This is a genomic window from Bacillus sp. z60-11 (assembly GCF_046464135.1).
In the GTDB taxonomy this organism is placed as follows: domain Bacteria; phylum Bacillota; class Bacilli; order Bacillales; family Bacillaceae; genus Bacillus; species Bacillus sonorensis_A.
Window position 1 is genome coordinate 146894 of record NZ_JBIYSN010000008.1, and the last position, 16919, is coordinate 163812.

Consider the following 16919-nt stretch of genomic DNA (forward strand, 5'->3'; position numbering starts at 1 on the left):
CTTTTATTTGAAATGACAGATACTTATGATATCCTATGACTTTCTAAATTCTCTATAAATTGATTACATTTAAAACCCTAAAACAAGAAATTTTGAGAAGGGATTTTATTGTATATGATAAAATCAGCTAAAAAAAATCAAATAAAAGGAGAGGAAATAGTGAAGCGTATCACCATTTATTTCATTTCATTGTTATCGCTAATGATATTATTTAGTGGATGTAGCCTAAATGCTGATTCAAAAACAGATTTGTTTCAATATAAGAATTCATATGTGGGTGACAACAGTGCAGTTGTAAATATCGTAAAACAATTGGCACACAACAAAGAGTTGAATCAAGTTTCACTCAAGACCAAGAAAAAACCATATGGAATTACTTTGGAATATAAAGATATAGATGCAAAAAAAGCAGATCAAGAAATAAAGGAAACTGTTATCTCAAATTCCACATTTCTTTTTGCTTTAATCAAAAATGTGGATTGGATTACATTCAAGTTTCCAGACCGAGAATTCACTGTATCAAAAGAGAAATTACAAAATTGGTACAACAATAAATTGGATGTGTATAAAAATGAACAAGACTTAAAGAAACTGGTACAAGAACACCTAAAGTCTGAGGACTCAGTTAATCAATTTTTTCACCAGTAAAAAATAAGATTGCTCTGGATAAGAGCAATCTTTATTTAAAGGTTATTTTCAACAACAAACTTTAACAGAGCCTATATTTAAATACGCTCGATCCATTCTGTCAGCGAATCGATCACATAGGTCGGCTTTTCCGGATAGGCTTCAAGATGCTCTTTTTTGGTCACGCCTGTGTGGACAAGAAGCGTATCCATACCGGAATTCATGCCTGCCATGATATCTGTGTCATAGTTGTCCCCGACCATCAGCGTTTCACTGATGTCCGTGCCAAGCACTTTCATCGCCTGCTTCATAATGATCGGTTCAGGCTTGCCGATGAAAATCGGCTCTGTCCGCGTGGAAACGGTTAACACAGATGTCAGTGAGCCGTTTCCCGGCAACAGACCTCTTTCAGTCGGAATGGCGATATCGCCGTTCGTGGAAATGAATGTCGCTCCGTTGCGAATCGCGAGACAGCCGACAGCAAGCTTCTCATATGTAATGCCGCGGTCAATGCCGACAACGACAAAATCGGCGTTTTCTCCGCCGAATGTCAAGCCTTTTTGTTCGATGGCCTGGCGGATTCCTTCTTCACCAATGACGTATACGGAAGCGCCGGGTTTTTGTTCGGCGATGAAATTCGCGGTCGCCATGCTTGTCGTAAATACCTGTTCTTCGGTTGCCGGAATGTCAAAAGAAACGAGCTTGTCCGCGACCTGTTTCGGAGTGCGGGACGAGTTGTTGGTGACGAATAAGTATGGGATGCCGCGTTCTTTCAGCTTTCTGACAAATTCGCACGCTTCATCGATTTTTTCCGTTCCTTTGTACATTGTTCCGTCTAGATCAATTAAGTATCCTTTGTATGTTTTCATGTTGTACACTCCAGTTTTTTTAATGCGGTTTAAATGCCGATACAGGACCGAGTTCATTGTTCAAATAATCGCGGATTCGGGCTGGAAAACGTCCAAGCGTTTCCGCGTGCTCTTCAAGCAGCTTCACCAGTTGTTCATGATTCACGTGCAAGTAGTCCTGAACCAGTGTTTTTCGATAGGCGATCACATCTTTCAGGCCGTCTCCTTCTGTTTTGCCGACAACCTTTTCATCCATCAGTATATCCATGATGTCGTCATAGCTTCCCGGGTCTCTCATAATAAAGCCGTCAATCATATCGTTTCCTACATCCAAGATGCATTCGATCACTGTATGGCCGATTCGTTCAAGCGCTTTTTTTTCGATAGCGGAAGTCCATTCTTCGTGCGCATGAAACAGGCGGAGTTCGTCTTCAAGAAAGTTCAGCGTGCTTTCGATTTTGTTTCGATCGACAAAATACATCAGCTTGACACCCCCATTTATTTTCGCATTCGTTTTAACACAAAATAGGCACATCCAAAATTGCAGTATTCGTAAATATATTCATCAAGGGTGCTGATTTTTGTATCAAATGTGGCCTTTTGATTTTGATCGTCAAAAAAGCCCTTCAGCCTCAGCTGGCTGTAACCCCAGTCTCCGACAATATAGTCGTATTTGTTTAAAATGTCTGAGTATCTGGCTTTGAATGCTTCTTCATTAAAACCGTTTTTTACATCTTTGACGACTTCAAATGCAGCGTTCTGGACGACAATCATTCTTTTCACCTCTTTTATATGATAATTCAAACCCAGGCCGCCATCAATTGCTAAGAATATTTCCTCCGCTTTGGAAAAGCTAAAGACAAGGAGGAAATGCAGAATGAATAAACAACTACTTTTCATAGGACTGCTGCTGGCGCCGCTCGCCGGATGCCAGGCGGCGTTAAATGACACAGAAAACAACAACGATATTTATGAGAAAGACGGGAATACCGTTCATGTGGCGGACAAGAACCGCCAATACAACGAAACAAACCCGTACGATGACCGAAAAGGCAGATTCGGTTATGCACGTCATCAGGCAACACCTGTTGCAAACAAAGAAAAAATGCGGGCTCCCAAAATCAATCGGGAAGAAATGGCCCATATTATCTCTAGTTTAACGGTTCAGCTTCCCAATATTCAAGATGCCTCAGCGCTTGTCACAGATGAGGAGGCGCTCGTCGTCTATCAAACGGATACCAAAGAGCGGGAAGAGACGGCGGATCAGGTGAAAAAGACGGCCGCATCGGTTATTCCAAGGTATTACAAGATTTACATTTCCGATGATGCCAGCTTGATGCAATCGATCGCCAATTTCAGCCGGCTCGGTTCCAACTCAAGGAACGTCGATCAGCTGATGGCTGATACGATTAAAGACATGCAAAAATCGCCGCAGGGAAAGGCAACGACAGAGATGGATGATGAAGAAACCGATCTTGACGGAAAAGGGAAAAATACGGGATCCTAACATAAAAAACGCCAGAAATGTTCTGGCGTTTTTTTCGTTATGCCTGAGCCTGCCGCTTTTTGGAGGCTTCATTCACCTGTTCATCGGCATGGTATGAAGAACGGACAAGCGGCCCTGCTTCACAATGACTGAAGCCTTTTTCCATAGCGATTTCTTTCAGTTCGGCAAATTCATCAGGGTGATAGTACTTTTGCACTTTGATATGTTTTTTAGACGGCTGCAGATATTGGCCGATCGCCATAATATCAACTTGATTCGCAAGCAGGTCATCCATTGTCTCAATGATCTCCTCTTTTGTTTCGCCGAGGCCGATCATGATGCTGGATTTCGTCGGAATATCAGGCTGCATCTCTTTTGCGCGGCGCAAAAATTCCAAAGATCTGTCATATGTAGCTCGTGCGCGGACTCTCGGCGTCAGGCGGCGGACCGTCTCGATGTTGTGGTTTAGAATGTCAGGCCGGGTATCCATCAGCGTTTTTAAGTTATCATAGTCTCCGCCCATGTCAGAAGGGAGAACTTCAATCGTCGTAAACGGGCTTTTTCTGCGGACAGCGCGTACAGTTTCAGCAAAAACGCCTGCTCCTCCGTCTTTTAAATCATCGCGGGCAACCGCAGTGATCACCGCGTGTTTCAGATTCATGATGCTGACGGAATCTGCGACGCGTTCCGGTTCATTTAAGTCAAGCTCTGTCGGCAATCCGGTTTTCACCGCACAGAAGCGGCATGCTCTCGTGCAGACAGAACCGAGAATCATAAAGGTCGCAGTTCGTCTGACGGCCCAGCATTCATGAATATTCGGACATTTCGCTTCTTCACAAACCGTATGCAGGTTGTTTTCTCTCATCAATTTTTTCAAGCCCGTGTAGTTCTCATTTGTGTTCAGCTTGATTTTAAGCCATTCGGGCTTTCTCAGGTGCTCGTCTTTCTTTGCCAATTCCATCATCTCCATCGTGGATTGTAGTCAAGTTCAGATATGAAATTTCTGACATAACGCCGGATATGTCCCCTCGTTTTGGAACCGCTTAAAAATTAAATCGTCATCTTTAGTCACTTTAACATAGTACAGATTTGTGAACAAGTGGTTGATTGCATGACATGTAATTACTAACATTTTCATATTATCGTTCCCTGTATATGTCACAAACTAAATGTATTCAAACGGAAAGGAGCTAAGGACACTGTGAAAGTTGTATTATCCGTTCTCATCCTCCTTTTGTTCAGCTCGCAGCCCGCGGCTTTCGGGCAGGAAAAGAAAGAGCCGGATCTGCAGACGAGAATGGCGCTTTATCATAAAACAGAGGCGGCCACACATATTCCCTGGTATGTTTTTGCAGCAGTCGATCAATATGAAATCAACATCCGCAAAAACCGAAGAGACCTGCCAAAGCAAAAAGGCTACACCGGAATCTATATTCCGCAAAGCGTTTGGAGCGGGCCGGAAAATCCGAATCCTAACGATACATCTCCGCTCAGCATCAAAGTGTTTGACGGAATCGGAATGGATGGAAACGGAGACGGACGGGCTGAATCTGATCAGGATGAAGATGTCCTTTATACGTTCGGCCAATACTTGCTGACATATGGAAGAGATATCGATAACATCCGCATCGGATTGTGGGAATTTTATGAAAGGGATCAGACGGTCGGAATTATTTCAGGATTTATGAGACTTTTCCAAACCTATGGCCACATCGATTTGGGAAAACACGCTTTTCCCCTGCCGGTCAAATCTGATTACAGCTACAGAAGCACGTGGGGAGACGCCCGCGGATTCGGGGGAAGACGTATACATGAGGGAACTGACTTGTTTGCCCACTTCGGCCTGCCCGTACGATCCACATGCTATGGGATTATTGAAATGAAAGGCTGGAACCGCTTCGGCGGATGGAGAATCGGCATCAGAGATATCAATAATACGTACCACTACTTTGCCCATCTCAACGGGTTCACGAAAGGATTGAAAGTCGGACAGATCGTTGAACCGGGACAGGTCATCGGGTCGGTCGGCAATACGGGATACGGGCCGCCCGGGACAGCCGGAAAATTCCCTCCCCACCTTCACTATGGGATGTATAAAGATAATGGAAGAACCGAATGGTCTTTTGATCCGTATCCTCACTTGAGGGCCTGGGAACGAAAGGAAATCAGAAAGAAAAAATAAAAAACATCCCTATTCAGCCGAATAGGGATGTTTATTTACTTTTTGCTTTTTGCGACCGCGTTTGTGATGCTTGCGGCCAATCCTCCCCAAATGATGATGATGCCTGCTGCCATCATAGCAATAGCTGCGCCGCTCATGAGGAAACCTCCTTATCTTGATGAAGTGACGTATATGTGATCCCATTCTTCCATTTTGAAAACGAGAGCAAAATGCCGGCTGCGATGGCGCCGATCGCCACACACCAGCCCCACTTCAGCAAAAATTCCATCGGCAGATCGCCATAAGCCGTTGTCAGATTCGTTTTGATATTATCAAACATCATATAGCCCAATACAAGCGGAGTGACAACACTTAAACAAATTCTCCACCATGCGCCCAGCTGAATGTCGGAAACCGAATTTGCGTGAGCCTGAAGAGATTTGAGCTCTCTGGCAAACCAAGCGATGGCAATGACTTCAATCAACCCGGCAAGCGCGACACCGAAATTATTGATAAAGTAGTCGGCCGCATCAAGGAAGAACAAGCCGCCTTTTGTAGCAAACACCAATGAACAAACGGCAGCGGCTCCTCCGCCGAAGAGGACGGCCTTCCGCCGCGGCACATTGAATTTATCCTGAATTGCGGCAACATAGGTTTCCGAGATCGAAATGAGAGAAGACAAGCCCGCCAAAACGAGTGAGCCAAAGAATAAAAAGCCGAACAGCGCATTAAACGCCGGAAACTCATTAATGATCTGCGGAAAGACGACAAATGCCAAGCCGACGCCGGAAGAGACAACCTCTTTTACCGGAACACCCTGCTGCGCCGCCATAAATCCAAGGGCGCTGAATACGCCGATCCCCGCCAGAAGCTCGAACGAGGAGTTGCCGAATCCGGTGATAAACGCGTTGTTGGTAATATCTGATTTCTTCGGTAAATAGCTGGAATACGTAATCATGATCGCGAAGGCAATCGACAGGCTGAAGAAAATTTGCCCGTAGGCTGCAACCCATACTTTTCCGTTTGTAATCTGGCTCCAGTCAGGGGTGAAAAACGCATTCAGCCCTTGCGCGGCTCCGTCCAGCGTAACCGAATAAACAACGATGATTAAAAATAAGACCAAAAGCAGCGGAATGAAAATCCGGTTCGCAATTTCGATTCCTTTTTTGACGCCGGCAAATAAAATGCCGAGTGAGACAATCCAAACGATCGCCAGCGGGATCAAGACACCCGGCACAAAGCCGCCGAATTGGCCGATTGCACCGCCGCTGATATCAACTCTGTTTAAATATTCATTCATTAAGAAATTTTCTGTATCTTTTCCCCAGCCCAAGTTGAAGGAAAAGACGGCGTAGGATATGGCCCAGGCCACGATAACAGCATAATAAGTTGAAATGACAAATGATATCGCAACTTGCCACCAGCCGATCCATTCTTTTCCTTTCCCCATTCTGGCGTAGGACAGCGGAGCCGATCCTCTGTATTTGTGACCGATTGTAAATTCCATTATGAGAAGAGGAATTCCTGCGGTTAACAGTGCAAACAAATACGGCAGAAAGAATGCGCCGCCACCGTTTTCATAAGCGACAGCCGGAAATCTCCAAATATTCCCTAAACCGATAGCAGAACCGACTGCAGCCATGATAAAACCCGCTCTTGTTCCCCATTGCGGACGATTATCCATAAGCTTCCTCCTTTACCTTTTTGAAACATCAGAAAACAGTGAATTTTCTAATTATTATTATTGAATAGTATATCCAGTCTATTTGCCTATGTCAAAGTATTTTTTTAAGAAAATAGACGCATGTCCTTTTTGCTTAAATGAAAAAAGCATTCTGCATGGGTTTTGCAGAATGCCTGGAAACATTTACTCTTTTTGATCGGATTTCTCGTCCGTTTTTTCGCCTTTGGACGGAATCTGAATGGATGGCGCCGTCTGGCTGCCGCTTCCGCTGTAGAAGTCTGGCACATCTCCGTGAACCGCCTGAATCGTCGCCGGAACCGTATTTTTGACAACCGCGGTTTTTGTCGCAAACGGAATGACCACGCGAATTTTGACCTCGACAAGGACGCCGATATTAATTAGTGCGTTATTAATGCCGTATGGTTTGACGCTCTGTTTGAAATCTGTAAAGACATCGCCGATGATATTGAGACGTACAGGGATTTTTGGCCCCAGGTTTCCAAGGAGCGAGTTTCCGGTTGTCTGTCCGAGAGGAATGTTGTAAATAACACCGTCATGGCGGTCTTTAGGCGTTTTTGCAGAAGAATTAAATTCTTCCGTTTCTGTTTCTTTCAACTTATGATGAAGCTGTTTCGTGATTTTCGAATGCATATCCCGGAGAACATGGGAGTTGAAGTCGATCGTCGTCACTTTTCCATTTTCATCCGACTTCATCTCCACCATGTTTTTCACATTTTCATCTTCGCTCATATAGTCCTCAACGGCTTCCTGGATGACGTGGGTTGCAATCCTGTTTGTCTCCATCTCCGCGATGTTCAGAAGCGTCGGCTTGATTGATGTGTTGATAATCAATAAACTGGCTGTTGTGGAAAGAATGAAAAAGACAAACGAAAGAAGCATGACATACCGAAAAGGCAAAGGTCCTCTTTTTGACAGAGGGCCGCGAAATCTTCGCAAGCAAAATCCCCCCTTACATCACAAGTGTATGCTTGTAAGAGGGGATATACGATTCAATCAGACAACTTTATTCCGTCATTTTCAAAAGGGCCTCTTTCCCGCTCATCCCTTCATAGATGCCAAGCGCTTTCGCCGCATCTGTCACAGATTCGAGCGGGGCTTCGAGAAGCTGGTCGATCGTCCTGACGCCGACCGCCCTTGCCGCGACGATCTTTCGTTCCTTTAATTTATCGTTCAGCAGCGCGACGTCAAGCGCTCCGCACATAATATATCCATGGTCGTTTGCAACCGCCATAAAATTCGTTTTTGGCAATTTGACGGTGACAGCCGTGAAGGGCTGATCTTCGATCATGATCGGAGTTAAGTTTACCATCGCAATCCCTCCCTTTACCACCAATCTATGATAAAGCGGAAAGACATGTTCCGGGCTTTTCCGGACAGGGGTTCATACACGCGGCCGGATTGAAGAGCCCTTCTTGTTCAGCTTCCAGGAAAGCAGGTCCCGCAAAAATTCGGGCATAAAATAGTCGATATGAAGGCGATCGCGAATGGCGGGAAACAGTCTCGAGAGCGTAAACATGTCAATGGTGGCGATGTTATACATCCTGTCCGTTTCAAGCTGCGCACCATTGACCGAGAGCTTTTCGGGGTCAAGCCCTGAGTACATCATTTTCCCCATGACTTTCCCGCGGAAGCCGAGCCCTTTGATGCGGAGCTGCTCCGTTTCCTTGAGCGAAGCTATGCGGACGATTTCTTTAAGCTCGGCTCCTGTCAGCTGAACGGCGACCGGATTGATCGGATGCGGACAAATGCGATGAATGTCTTCTTTTGTGACAGGACCTTCCAAAAGAGATTCAAGCACAATCCCGGCGTTGACCATTCCGATTTCGGCATCACACCATTCCTTCAGGGCGTCAGCGAGCAGTTGCGGCAAAGGCGATGTTCGAAACCAGGCGGCTTCAAGCGGCTGATCCAGGACCGTCACGAATTCCTGCAGCTGCCGTTTTGCCTCTTTTTCCTGTTTGTTCAGCATCAGCACAGCTTCTTTCGATTCGTTTTTCCAGTCGGCCGTTTTCAGAACGCTTGCCTTTTTAGCTTCCAGCCGTTTATCGAACTCGAGTTCAACATGGCCGACATAGTGTCCGAATTTTTCAGCGCAGGCGAGCAACACGCCGTCTTTCAACATGCCGTCTTCAAGCAGATGATGGGTGTGTGAGCCAAGGATCACATCGATTTCGGGAAATGCTTTCGCTGCGCGCTCATCGTCTAAAATGCCCAGGTGAGAGAGAAGAATTGTGATATCCGCTTTTCCTTTTATCTCTTGCAATATCTCGGCAATGCTTGCGAATGCATCCGTGACTTTCCAATCGAGCTGGGCGTAAATCGGATAATAGGGAACCGTCACACCGAGGATCGCAAGGGTGATGCCGCCCGTCAGCGTTTTGATCATATAAGGCTGCACCCAGGGCGGCCGGTTTCCCCTCATGTCGAACAAGTTGGAGACAATGACCGGAAATGAGGCGCCGTCATAGAGCGTATCCAGCTCTTGATGCGGCAATGTGATTCCTTCATTATTTCCGATCGTGACGGCGTCATAGTGCAGATGATTCAGGAGCTCCACATTCGCTTTTCCGAACGACGCTTCTGATATCGGGTGAAACCTGTCGACGTGATCGCCGATATCGAACAGAAGCACCTCTTCCTGTTGATCCGCGTGTTGTTGCCTTTGTGTCTGGATATAATCAACGATTTTCGGCCAGTTTTCAAAATGGCTGTGCAAATCGTTTGTATGATAAATATGGAGCTTTTTCCGCATGCAAATCTCTCCCTAATGTTTAACTGAATACACCCTGATAGATTAATCTGAGTCCGATCAGAATCAGAACAAACCGCATGATGACAACGATTGTTTTCGTCTGCATTTTTTTATTGATCAGGGCGCCTAGCTGTCCGCCAAACCATGCGCCGGGAATGAGCGCCAATGCATAGAGCCAATCGACATGGCCTGAGATGACATGGCCGACAGAACCCGCAACAGACGACAGAAAAATGATAAACATCGATGTTGCAACAGCGACGCGGGTCGGAAACAAAAACAGCAGCATCATCGCCGGCACCATCAATGAGCCGCCCCCAATGCCGAATAATCCGCCGAGGAAGCCGACAAAAAACGCGATCGCAATTCCGGTGAGCGGATGGTAGGAATACGTGTAATCCCGGCCTTCGTCATCTTTAAAGGTACGGATGATGCCGGCATGTTCCCGATCGGCAGCTTTTAATTTTTTCTTAAGCATTAGGGAAAGGGATATGAGAATCATAAACATCCCGAACCACAGGGAAAACGAATCTGCGCTGAAATACTTGGAAACATGCGCCCCGGCGATGCTTCCGGGCCCTGATCCGATGAAAAAAATAAGACCGCTCTTGTAATCGACGGTTTTATACTTCATATAAGCTATCGTTGAAGAGAGCCCCGTAAAAATGATGACGAGAAGCGATGTGCCCACCGCTATTTGCGGTGTCACATGTTCAAACATCCCGTGAATGCCGGCTAAAAAAAGCAGAGAAGGAACAATGACCACTCCTCCTCCTAGACCGACAAGACTGCCGATGGTTCCGGCGATGAATCCAAGTACGATCAGTATGAAATATTCCATAAAAAGTCCTCTTTTCTAGCTGAATAAATCGAGCTGTCTTGGCGTGAGCCCTTTATAGTCAAGATCCAACAATTCCATCATTTGTTTGCCGTTTTCGGCGGCATCTCCTCCGGAATTGTTGTTAAACAGCACATATAGATTTTTTGACTGCTGTTTTAGCAGCTCCAGGTTTTCCTTCCAGTCGAGCAGTTCCTGTTTATTATATAAATACAAATACCTGACTTCCCGCCAGTTTTGCCCTGAAGACGGCCTTGTCCATCCCTCTTTATTGCGCCCGTGGAAGCGGACGAGCGTTTTTTCGCTGTCTGTCGCATGAAGGACGGTCGGAATGCTGCCTTCACCGATCTGCGGTTCATCGCAAATGCTGTGAATCCAGTTTTGCTCCCCCATGAAGGCGAGCGTCTTATCGTAAAACTGCGGGATAAACCATGACCGGTGCCTGAATTCGAGGGCGCACGGAATGTCTCCCATTTTCTCTTTGCACCATCTTAAGTAATCGACATTTTCCTTCCGGCAGTCAAACCATGGCGGAAACTGAAACAGCACCATCGCTAGCTTGTTTGCTTTTATGTATGGCGTTAAGGAAAGCTTGAAGGCGTCAAACATTTCATCTTTCGATTCAAAGGGGATTTCCCCGCGCTGATGACCGGTCATCCCCTGGTAAGCCTTTATGATAAACTGAAAGGATTCCGGCGTTTCTTTCACCCATTTTTCATTGTTCCGCTCCGGCTGAATCGCATAAAAGCTCGCATCCAATTCTACGATCGGAAAGTGAGCGGAATAGTGGATCAGTTTGTTTTGGCTGCTCGTTTTGGGCGGATACAGGCTGTCATGGTCCCCCCATCCCGTTAATCCGATATAAATCAATGCAGTTCACCTCTCTTTTTAGTTTATCACAGGTTTTTTTCAGAATCTTATATTTAGGCCTGTTTGTAGCTTTTCCTTTTTTAGAGGCGGAATTCTTTTCCGTAAAAAAGAAGCCGGATCCCGGCTTCTTTTTTCATCCTTTCAGCGTGATTGAAAACCCTTGCAGACTAGGAAGGCCGAGCATCGGAGCAGACTTTCACAGGATGTGATGACGGCGGCGTTCAGGCAGGACGCCTGCGCAATTAGTCGCCGATCCTTGTAATAATTCGTGAGCACCGAAGCGCAGGCCTGACAACGAATGCGAGGGTTTGTCGACACGCTGAGAAGCCGGAATCTCCGGCTCCTTTAACGCGCTTTCTTAGGAAAAAGAGTAAAGCTGAAGCTGTAAAGAAAATCGATCGCAAGAATAAGCGTCCATAAAGACGCGAGCCGTATGAGGGGCTCGGTTCTTTCCGCGTCACCGATGTAGAGATGCATTCCGGCTAAAATCGCCGCTCCAACCGCCCAGGCCAGCAAATGGCGCAGCCAGCCTTCACGCTCTCTTTTGGCATGTTCTTTGCCGTATTGCGGCCCCTTATCAGGCTTCGGGCCCCCGGCAAAACGGTAGGCGAACCTGGCATCGGCCCATTTGATCATGCGGCTGCCGAATGCGATGCTGACTCCGATATATACGGCAGCCAAACCATGCAGTGTGTCCGCTTTCGCCCCATTATGCAGATCGGCCGCTGTCGCTATCAGCAAAAGCAAATCCAACACAAGGGTGCAAGCAAACATGATCATGCCGATTGTCTTCTTCCTTGCAATATATCGAAAAAACAGTCCCAACAGAATAAAGATCCAGAATCCAATTTCACAGGCGATTATCAAAAAAGCGATCATCTAATGTTGGCCTCTCCTTTTTAATACAAACGTGTCAAAAAAATAATAACACACATGTATTAAATAACACAACCGTGTTATAATAAATATATGCCAAAAATCGTTGATCATGAAAAACAAAAAGAGAAGATAGCCGAAGCCGTTTGGAATGTGATTCACAGCGAAGGTCTGGAACAGTGCACCGTCCGGAAGATTGCAAAGGAGGCCGGACTCTCCGCAGGTTCTTTGCGGCACTATTTTCCAAACCAGTCTGAACTGTTGATTTACTCAATGAAGCTTGTCACAAACAGGGTAAAAGTGCGGATTGAAAATATGAGGTTTACAGGAACACCTGTCGAGTGTGTCAAACAGCTTCTCCTCCAGCTTTTGCCCATAGACGAAGAAAGAAAACTGGAAATGGAGGCTTGGCTTTCATTTACGGTGAAATCGCTCAGTGACCCGGCGCTCAGACCGTTAACGAAGGAGATGAATGAAGAAATTTATTCAGCCTGCAGACTGGCTGTCGATACAATCAATAGATCCGGTGAGATGTCCGGTATTGATGTGAGCCGGGAAACAGAACGGCTGTATGCACTTGTTGACGGATTGGCGCTGCACACCCTCTTTGAGCCCGAACGAGTCACAGCCGAAATGATCGATTCCATATTGACAAGCCATTTCAAAGCATTGAAAAAATGATGAAACAGCCCGGTGTGCCGGGCTGTTTTACTTTTAGCAAACCTCTGAATATGCTTTGTTTTTAAGCCACTCTCCCCCGGCTTCTTCAGACGTCCCCTCACCATCAAAGACAAGCCTGCCCCGATTGAAGACAGCCGTGATACGGCAGGGAAAGACATGGCCTTCATAAAGGCTGTGCTGATGCCTCGCAAACATATTTTCCTTTGTCACAGTAAACGTCTCCGACAGATTCACCACTGCAAAGTCGGCATCATAGCCGATTTTAATTTGTCCCTTTCGTTCGCCAAGGCCAAAGCGCTCAGCTGGAGCCCGCGCCGTCCATTCCGCCGCCTTAACGAGCGGCGCTTTGTTTGCCAAAGCAAGCTCGATTATCGCAAGCAGGGTGAACTGTCCGCCGCTGATCCCGCCCCATACACTAAAAAAGTTTTCGCCTTCTTTTAATGCCTGAGGGCATGGGGAATGATCTGAAGAGACGAAATCGATTTTCCCTGCAAGCAAAGCTTTGACAAGTGCCGATTGCCGGTCTTTTGAACGCAGCGGAGGCGCACATTTAGCCACAGCCCCTTTTTCTAAAACCGCCCCATGATCAAAGAGGAGATAATGCGGACACGTTTCCAATGACACGTTCATACCTTCCTGTCTCGCTTCCCCAATCAAATCGACCGCTTCCTTTGTACTGATATGCACAAAATGAAGCGGACAGCCCGTGATCCGGGCAAATTGCAGGGCGCGGAAAACCGCTTCTGCTTCGGCCTCAGGCGGCCTTGAAGCAGCATAGGCATCCCCGTCCGTCATCCCGCCGTTTTCCGCTTCTTTTTGCAGAAACTTGGTAATGGCATCACTTTCAGCATGAAGCGCCAGGATGTTCCCACAGGATGCAATTTCCTTCATGCCGTGTAAGAGTGTCATATCGTCGGAAGCTTGAAATTCGTCATTTCCAGACATGGAAAGAAAGGCCTTAAAACCGATCGCTCCGGCATCGGCCATCTTTCTGAGCTGCTCCCGATTTCCGGGAACAAGGCCGCCCCAAAGCGCAAAATCGGTGAGGGACTTCTCTTTGGCAATGTCAGCCTTCTCCCGCAGCGCCTCAACGGTGACGGTTGAGGGAATGCCGTTTAAAGGCATATCAAAATAAGTGGTGCATCCGCCGGCAGCCATCATTTGCGAGCCGTTTGCGATCCCTTCCCAATTTGCCCGGCCCGGTTCGCTGAAATGGACATGGCAGTCGACCGTTCCCGGGAAGACGTGCAGTCCTTCAGCCTGAAAAACCTTTTCAGCCATGTTTTCATCAAGCTCGCCGAGCTCTATGATGATTCCGTCTTTTACGCCGATATCCGTTTTTTTCACACCTTCAGGACAGACGGCTTCGGCACCTTGCAGCAGCAAGTCATACTTTTTCATGAAACTCCTCCTCTGCAGCAGCTTTTTCATGATAAAAGGAAAGGGCAGCCTGCAGCGCTTTTCCCGGCAGAACGGATGCCCCGGTCTGAAGCAGAACCGCTTCAAGCGCAGCCAAGGTAAACAGGACATTCTCTTTTCGGCAGCTGTATCCCATTGTTCCGATCCGCCAAATTCTGCCGTGCAGGGGACCGAATGAGCTGGCGATTTCCACCCCGAAATCGGCGAGCATCATCCTTCTGACCTGATCTGCGTCAATCTGATCCGGCACTTTGACACATGTGACAGTCGCAAGCTTCTTCTCTCCTTCCACGAACAAGTCCAAGCCCGTTGCTTTGATTCCTTCTATTAAAGCCGCTTCATGAAGGCGGTGTCTTTTAAAACGCTCGGAAAGCCCTTCTTCAAGAACGAGACGGGCCCCTTCCCGTAAACCGTACAGCATGGAAGTCGCTTCTGTGTGGTGGTTCAGCCGTCTCGGGCTCCAGTAATCCATCAGCTGACTGATGTCAAAATAATTGCTGGCGACAGGCATACAACCGCCTTCCCGCAGCAAATCTTGTTCTGTCGCAATGCCCTGTTCGACCTTTTTCCGTTGGTTGATCCGCTCTTCTATCCGGCTGTTAAACGTGATCGGCGCCATCCCCGAAGGAACGGACAGGCACTTTTGCGTGCCGGCGATGACGGCGTCAAGACACCACTCATCCGTATTCACATCCGTGCCGCCGGTTGTAGCCACCGCGTCGACAACACACAAAACATCGAGCTCGCGGCAGGCCCGGCCGATTTCCCGAAGGGGCTGAATGCATCCGGTCGATGTCTCCCCGTGCACAATCGCAACGATATCTGGTTTGACCCGATTGATTTCAGCGATGACGTCCTCCGGGGCAAAAACCTCTCCCCAAGGACATTCCATCGTATACACATCTGCGTGATAGCGTTCACAGATTTCGGCCAAAAGGGAGCCGAATCTTCCGAAAATCGGGATGAGCACCTTGTCTTTCGGGAAGATGATGCTCGCAAGCACGGCTTCGAGTCCTGCTCTTGATGTCCCGTCGACCGGAAACGCCCACTTGTTTTTCGTCCGGAAAATCTGCCTCAAGAGCTGCATGACTTCGTTCATCATTTCTGTAAATACCGGATCAAATTGCCCCACTATAGGATTTGAGAGTGCGCTCAGCACTCTTGGATGCACCTCGACCGGCCCCGGGGTCATGATCGTCCGTTTTGGAATCTTCATTTCTCCGATTGTCATTGTTCTTTCTCCTTTCATTCATATGCCAGCTTGTATAAAACATCGGACAAGAGCCGGATTCCCGAATCAAGATCATTGGAGGATGTCCACTCCTCGGGGGAATGGCTGATGCCGTTTTTGCTTGGAACGAACAGCAGCGCCGTCGGACAGTGCGCACCAAAAATCTGGGCGTCGTGCCCCGCTCCGCTCACCATTTCCTGATACGTGACATGCGCATTCTCGGCCGATTGTTTCGAGATACGGATCAGCTCCGGGTCCATCATAACGGGCTTCACATTCGTCGTTTGCGAGACGTCGACCTCTATGCCCCATTCTTTTGACAGCTCTCTGAAGAACGCAAAAATATCCTCGCAATATTGGACCAAAACCGCTTCATTATGATGGCGGATATCGAGCGAAAAAACGGCTTCGCCCGCGATTACATTCGGCATGTTCGGCTTCGCTTCAAGCCGGCCGACGGTCGCTGTTAGGAGCGGATCGACGGCATTCGCCTTCTTTGTCAGATAAGAAATGCATAGTGCCGAAAATGCCAGCGCATCCTTCCGCACATTCATCGGTGTCGTTCCGGCATGGTTGCTTTGACCCTTGACTGTCACGGTATAGCGCTTTTGACCGACAATGTCCGTCACAATTCCGATCTGCCTGCCGCTCGCCTCAAGAATGCCGCCTTGTTCGATATGAAGCTCGATAAAACATTCGGCATCATGTCTGAAAGGCGGCCTGTAATGTCCATTCCCAAAACCGCAATCCTTCATCGCCCGCTCAAGCGGGATTCCGTCCCGGTCAAAAACAGGCGGAGCGTGACAGCAATCAAACAAACCGGTGATGTTTCCCGATCCCCAAAATGTCAGAGGAAAACGGCTCCCTTCTTCCTCACACAGCGATACGGTTTCAATGGTCGTTTTCGGCGGCCCGTATGTATCGAGGAGTTTTTTTGCCGCAAACAGGCTGGCCAAAACCCCGTATGCTCCGTCAAATTTCCCTCCGTTTGCGACCGTATCGATATGCGAACCGGTCAATATCGATCTCTTCTTCTCGGTTCCTTCTATTCTTCCAAACAGGTTGCCTGCGTCATCAAAATAAGCGTCCATCCCAAAGCCTTCCATCATCTTCTTTAGAGCATGCTGGGCGTTTTGCCACGGCTCGGAGTATAGAAGCCTTGTCACGCCCCCTTCCCCGCTTTTTCCAAATGAAGCAAGCCAATGGATCATGTCTTCAATTCTGTCCGATGCGCTCCCGTCGGTTATATGCGTATCAATGGTCATGAAAGAAGCTTCCTTTCTTTTTCTCGTTATATTTCTTGACAACTTCCTATCTAAAATCTAGTTTACTGTTAATATAAAACATATACATCGGCAGATTTGTCACAAATCCAGTATTTTTTTGTTGATGTTGACTAATAAGGAAACAGCCGTTTACGAAAAA

General features: G+C 47.3%; 19 protein-coding genes. 4 read left to right on the forward strand and 15 right to left on the reverse strand.

Translation table 11 applies throughout. From position 1 onward, the window contains the following. Positions 1 to 159 precede the first annotated feature (159 nt). A complete protein-coding gene (locus tag ACINLD_RS20280) occupies positions 160 to 648 on the forward strand; it encodes a DUF4825 domain-containing protein (RefSeq protein WP_277691626.1) in 489 nt (162 codons plus the stop codon). Between the two features lie 77 nt (positions 649 to 725). Here ACINLD_RS20280 and ACINLD_RS20285 read toward each other — a convergent pair whose 3' ends face one another. Genes ACINLD_RS20285 through ACINLD_RS20295 form a run of 3 tightly spaced genes read right to left on the reverse strand, consistent with a single transcriptional unit; the run spans position 726 to position 2249 of the window. Continuing rightward, positions 726 to 1496 (reverse strand): TIGR01457 family HAD-type hydrolase, encoded by a 771-nt coding sequence (locus ACINLD_RS20285; RefSeq protein WP_026588637.1) that lies wholly within the window; start codon positions 1494 to 1496, stop codon positions 726 to 728. 19 nt (positions 1497 to 1515) lie between these two features. After that, positions 1516 to 1956: a DUF86 domain-containing protein gene (locus ACINLD_RS20290; RefSeq protein ID WP_026588638.1), complete on the reverse strand. Its 441-nt coding sequence runs from the start codon at positions 1954 to 1956 to the stop codon at positions 1516 to 1518. A 17-nt stretch (positions 1957 to 1973) separates the two neighbouring features. Further along, on the reverse strand, positions 1974 to 2249 hold the full coding sequence (locus tag ACINLD_RS20295; protein WP_026588639.1) for a YutD family protein: 276 nt from the start codon (positions 2247 to 2249) through the stop codon (positions 1974 to 1976). Positions 2250 to 2352: 103 nt separating this feature from the next. Here ACINLD_RS20295 and ACINLD_RS20300 point away from each other — a divergent pair, with 103 nt between their 5' ends. After that, positions 2353 to 2982: a YhcN/YlaJ family sporulation lipoprotein gene (locus ACINLD_RS20300; RefSeq protein WP_026588640.1), complete on the forward strand. Its 630-nt coding sequence runs from the start codon at positions 2353 to 2355 to the stop codon at positions 2980 to 2982. Positions 2983 to 3019: 37 nt separating this feature from the next. Here ACINLD_RS20300 and lipA read toward each other — a convergent pair whose 3' ends face one another. Further along, a complete protein-coding gene (gene lipA / locus ACINLD_RS20305) occupies positions 3020 to 3931 on the reverse strand; it encodes a lipoyl synthase (RefSeq protein WP_268884390.1) in 912 nt (303 codons plus the stop codon). A gap of 231 nt (positions 3932 to 4162) precedes the next feature. On the opposite strand from lipA, the gene ACINLD_RS20310 reads away from it, so the two are divergent. Then, on the forward strand, positions 4163 to 5143 hold the full coding sequence (locus tag ACINLD_RS20310; RefSeq protein WP_026588642.1) for a M23 family metallopeptidase: 981 nt from the start codon (positions 4163 to 4165) through the stop codon (positions 5141 to 5143). Between the two features lie 35 nt (positions 5144 to 5178). On the opposite strand, the gene ACINLD_RS20315 is transcribed toward ACINLD_RS20310, so the two are convergent. From ACINLD_RS20315 to ACINLD_RS20350, 8 genes are all read right to left on the reverse strand, one after another. Beyond that, positions 5179 to 5280 carry a methionine/alanine import family NSS transporter small subunit gene (locus ACINLD_RS20315; protein WP_142246043.1) on the reverse strand — a complete coding sequence of 34 codons (102 nt, stop codon included), beginning with the start codon at positions 5278 to 5280 and terminating at the stop codon, positions 5179 to 5181. Then, positions 5277 to 6806 (reverse strand): sodium-dependent transporter, encoded by a 1530-nt coding sequence (locus ACINLD_RS20320; RefSeq protein WP_077735508.1) that lies wholly within the window; start codon positions 6804 to 6806, stop codon positions 5277 to 5279. The genes ACINLD_RS20315 and ACINLD_RS20320 overlap by 4 nt, the downstream gene beginning before the upstream one ends. Before the next feature lie 183 nt (positions 6807 to 6989). Further along, positions 6990 to 7763: a sporulation protein YunB gene (gene yunB / locus ACINLD_RS20325; RefSeq protein WP_026588644.1), complete on the reverse strand. Its 774-nt coding sequence runs from the start codon at positions 7761 to 7763 to the stop codon at positions 6990 to 6992. 67 nt (positions 7764 to 7830) lie between these two features. Continuing rightward, entirely contained in the window at positions 7831 to 8136 is a 306-nt protein-coding gene (locus ACINLD_RS20330) for a YunC family protein (protein WP_026588645.1), read from the reverse strand. 72 nt (positions 8137 to 8208) lie between these two features. After that, complete coding sequence (locus tag ACINLD_RS20335) at positions 8209 to 9579, reverse strand: bifunctional metallophosphatase/5'-nucleotidase (RefSeq protein ID WP_410207133.1); 1371 nt, start codon at positions 9577 to 9579, stop codon at positions 8209 to 8211. A gap of 19 nt (positions 9580 to 9598) precedes the next feature. Beyond that, positions 9599 to 10420: a sulfite exporter TauE/SafE family protein gene (locus tag ACINLD_RS20340; protein WP_026588647.1), complete on the reverse strand. Its 822-nt coding sequence runs from the start codon at positions 10418 to 10420 to the stop codon at positions 9599 to 9601. Between the two features lie 15 nt (positions 10421 to 10435). Then, positions 10436 to 11287, reverse strand: a complete 852-nt coding sequence (locus ACINLD_RS20345; protein ID WP_026588648.1) for a DUF72 domain-containing protein — start codon at positions 11285 to 11287, stop codon at positions 10436 to 10438. Positions 11288 to 11632: 345 nt separating this feature from the next. Continuing rightward, a complete protein-coding gene (locus ACINLD_RS20350; RefSeq protein WP_410207134.1) occupies positions 11633 to 12166 on the reverse strand; it encodes a hypothetical protein in 534 nt (177 codons plus the stop codon). Positions 12167 to 12256: 90 nt separating this feature from the next. Between ACINLD_RS20350 and ACINLD_RS20355 the strand changes: the two genes are divergently transcribed. Beyond that, positions 12257 to 12844, forward strand: coding sequence for a TetR/AcrR family transcriptional regulator (locus tag ACINLD_RS20355; protein WP_026588650.1), 588 nt, complete (start codon positions 12257 to 12259; stop codon positions 12842 to 12844). 33 nt (positions 12845 to 12877) lie between these two features. Here the strand turns inward: ACINLD_RS20355 and ACINLD_RS20360 are convergent, their stop codons facing one another. The 3 genes from ACINLD_RS20360 to ACINLD_RS20370 are packed head-to-tail and all read right to left on the reverse strand — an operon-like array spanning position 12878 to position 16759. Next, the gene (locus ACINLD_RS20360) at positions 12878 to 14245 is read right to left on the reverse strand and encodes an allantoinase (protein WP_077735513.1); all 1368 of its coding nucleotides are present in this window, start codon (positions 14243 to 14245) and stop codon (positions 12878 to 12880) included. Beyond that, positions 14232 to 15494, reverse strand: a complete 1263-nt coding sequence (locus ACINLD_RS20365) for a pyridoxal-phosphate-dependent aminotransferase family protein (RefSeq protein ID WP_077735514.1) — start codon at positions 15492 to 15494, stop codon at positions 14232 to 14234. The genes ACINLD_RS20360 and ACINLD_RS20365 overlap by 14 nt, the downstream gene beginning before the upstream one ends. Before the next feature lie 14 nt (positions 15495 to 15508). Next, positions 15509 to 16759 carry a Zn-dependent hydrolase gene (locus tag ACINLD_RS20370; protein WP_026588653.1) on the reverse strand — a complete coding sequence of 417 codons (1251 nt, stop codon included), beginning with the start codon at positions 16757 to 16759 and terminating at the stop codon, positions 15509 to 15511. Positions 16760 to 16919: the final 160 nt, after the last annotated feature.

What these genes read in the sequence shown, in the direction of transcription:
- ACINLD_RS20340 (WP_026588647.1), bottom strand. Translation starts at nt 10,420, where the DNA reads ATGGAATATTTCATACTGATCGTACTTGGATTCATCGCCGGAACCATC.
- ACINLD_RS20330 (WP_026588645.1), bottom strand. Translation starts at nt 8,136, where the DNA reads ATGGTAAACTTAACTCCGATCATGATCGAAGATCAGCCCTTCACGGCT.
- ACINLD_RS20315 (WP_142246043.1), bottom strand. Translation starts at nt 5,280, where the DNA reads ATGAGCGGCGCAGCTATTGCTATGATGGCAGCAGGCATCATCATCATT.
- ACINLD_RS20370 (WP_026588653.1), bottom strand. Translation starts at nt 16,759, where the DNA reads ATGACCATTGATACGCATATAACCGACGGGAGCGCATCGGACAGAATT.
- ACINLD_RS20365 (WP_077735514.1), bottom strand. Translation starts at nt 15,494, where the DNA reads ATGACAATCGGAGAAATGAAGATTCCAAAACGGACGATCATGACCCCG.
- ACINLD_RS20320 (WP_077735508.1), bottom strand. Translation starts at nt 6,806, where the DNA reads ATGGATAATCGTCCGCAATGGGGAACAAGAGCGGGTTTTATCATGGCT.
- ACINLD_RS20350 (WP_410207134.1), bottom strand. Translation starts at nt 12,166, where the DNA reads ATGATCGCTTTTTTGATAATCGCCTGTGAAATTGGATTCTGGATCTTT.
- ACINLD_RS20300 (WP_026588640.1), top strand. Translation starts at nt 2,353, where the DNA reads ATGAATAAACAACTACTTTTCATAGGACTGCTGCTGGCGCCGCTCGCC.
- ACINLD_RS20360 (WP_077735513.1), bottom strand. Translation starts at nt 14,245, where the DNA reads ATGAAAAAGTATGACTTGCTGCTGCAAGGTGCCGAAGCCGTCTGTCCT.
- ACINLD_RS20285 (WP_026588637.1), bottom strand. Translation starts at nt 1,496, where the DNA reads ATGAAAACATACAAAGGATACTTAATTGATCTAGACGGAACAATGTAC.
- ACINLD_RS20355 (WP_026588650.1), top strand. Translation starts at nt 12,257, where the DNA reads ATGCCAAAAATCGTTGATCATGAAAAACAAAAAGAGAAGATAGCCGAA.
- ACINLD_RS20335 (WP_410207133.1), bottom strand. Translation starts at nt 9,579, where the DNA reads ATGCGGAAAAAGCTCCATATTTATCATACAAACGATTTGCACAGCCAT.
- lipA (WP_268884390.1), bottom strand. Translation starts at nt 3,931, where the DNA reads ATGGAGATGATGGAATTGGCAAAGAAAGACGAGCACCTGAGAAAGCCC.
- ACINLD_RS20290 (WP_026588638.1), bottom strand. Translation starts at nt 1,956, where the DNA reads ATGTATTTTGTCGATCGAAACAAAATCGAAAGCACGCTGAACTTTCTT.
- ACINLD_RS20295 (WP_026588639.1), bottom strand. Translation starts at nt 2,249, where the DNA reads ATGATTGTCGTCCAGAACGCTGCATTTGAAGTCGTCAAAGATGTAAAA.